At 60.2% G+C, this 1,694-nt stretch carries 2 protein-coding genes; both read right to left on the bottom strand.

Going from position 1 to position 1,694, the window contains the following annotated elements; translation table 11 throughout:
- Positions 1-46: 46 nt before the first annotated feature.
- A complete protein-coding gene (locus tag SM763_RS24125; RefSeq protein WP_369000122.1) occupies positions 47-382 on the bottom strand; it encodes a hypothetical protein in 336 nt (111 codons plus the stop codon).
- Between the two features lie 12 nt (positions 383-394).
- Positions 395-1,694, bottom strand: a 1,300-nt coding sequence (locus SM763_RS24120) for a pyocin knob domain-containing protein (protein WP_490363313.1), incomplete at its 5' end; no start/stop codon positions are given.

Genomic DNA, 1,694 nt, shown 5'->3' with positions numbered 1-1,694 from the left:
CGGTCACCTCGGCAGCTGTGATTATCTTGAGGGTGAAGGTCATGGCTCAGGCCTCCTGAGGTTCTGGCTGCGGTGCAGGCTTGCGGGTGATGGGATCGGGCACCTCCCCTTCGGTGACGGCAAGGACGGGCGCGACACCGGGCTGGTGAACCTCGGCGGTGGACGTGTCATAGATCCAGCGCAGCGACAGATGCAGCTCGCCCCCGATGCGGGCGATCTGGCCCACGAAGGGATGGTCGCCCTCCGGTTCGGCATAGCCGCCTTCGGGCACGGCGGAGAGGTCATAGGCGACGCCATCCACGGTGATTACTTCGCCGCTGACGCTGGCAGTTGTTTCGGGCTGGCCGGGCAGACCGGCGATACAGGCACAGGTAATTTGCACGTGAATACTCCTTTAGAACCAGTAGCCAATGGCAAAATGAGACACCTCAACAATCGACCCCGAAATAGCCGCAGCAGCCCAAATAGAGGCACCGCTCAGGGTGGTCATAGTACCTCCAGCTGCGCCGCCCCACACAGCTGTACCCTGTGGATTAGTGTAGCAAAGCGGCTCTGCTACAAATGCACTCGGGAAGGTCCATGGCCCCAGGCCGTGCTTGTGAACACTGCCAGCGGCAGACGTTGTGACCGTCACCACTTCCTTCCGCGTACAGATCTGCATCCCATCCGCGAAGCGCGCGTAATCACCGTTGGCGTTACTGCCGCGCTCGATGATTGCGCCGGTTGGAACGCCGCCGGATTGGGAGACAGCGCCGAGAATGCGCCCCTGATGGTAGATTTCCACCCACGGCGTCCAACCAGATTGTCCCCATGACCTTTCGAAGATGCGCACAGAACTACTCAAGGAAGCGCCACCATAAGCACTAAATCGTTGCGTTACATTTGTGGACGTGCGGCTGACAACATGTAGAGATCCCGCAGAAGAGATGGGATAATTGTTGCCCGTGGTATTGCCACCCGTTGAGTTGTAGTAGGATCCGCTCGTCAGGATGGTGTTCAGGTCATCCCCGGCGCCCAGCGAGATGGCAACTCCGGCGCCGAATGCACCAACCGTCAGCAACTTGCCCGCCTCCACATCCAGCGGATCAGTCTGCAAGTTTGCGCTGGTAAGACTCTCTACCCACGCAGACCATGCAGAACCATCGTTGGCGCGACTGCGCTCGAACGTGCGAACTATGTCAGGGGTCCCCGTTGAGGCATACCCGTACACAGCCCGCTGCAATACGCCATCACCGCTGTAGCTAGCCTGTGTCGTCACCCATGCAAATGATCCGGCGTTCTCAGACGGCCATGTCCCGGGGTTGCTTGTTGAGACAAGTCCCCGATCACCAGCCACAGCCTGGTCAATATTGTACCCGTCGCCCGGTGCTTTGTAGAATCCAAACCGGCTCAGCGCAGCAGCGCCTGCACCATCCACCCGCACCAATTTACCGTCATCATCGGTATCTGACGCTGAGCTTTGCACCGCAGCCCCGCCGAGGCTATCTGCCAGGAGCGCGGTAAACTTCCCCTCCGCGGGGATATCCAGCCCCACGGTGGTGGCATTCAGCGCACCGCCGATGATGGTGCTGTTCGTCTTCAAAAAGTCGATCAGCGCGATCAGCTCCGCCCGGTGGGTGGTGGCAAAGTGCTGGAACAGCGCTGACATCTTGGTGTCAAAGTCCGCCTCGGCCGCCGATCGCTGCGGGATCGGC

It is taken from the genome of Pseudophaeobacter sp. C1-32P7 (assembly GCF_041008775.1).
Lineage (GTDB): Bacteria > Pseudomonadota > Alphaproteobacteria > Rhodobacterales > Rhodobacteraceae > Phycobacter > Phycobacter gallaeciensis_A.
This window is presented reverse-complemented; position numbering and strand designations above follow the sequence as displayed.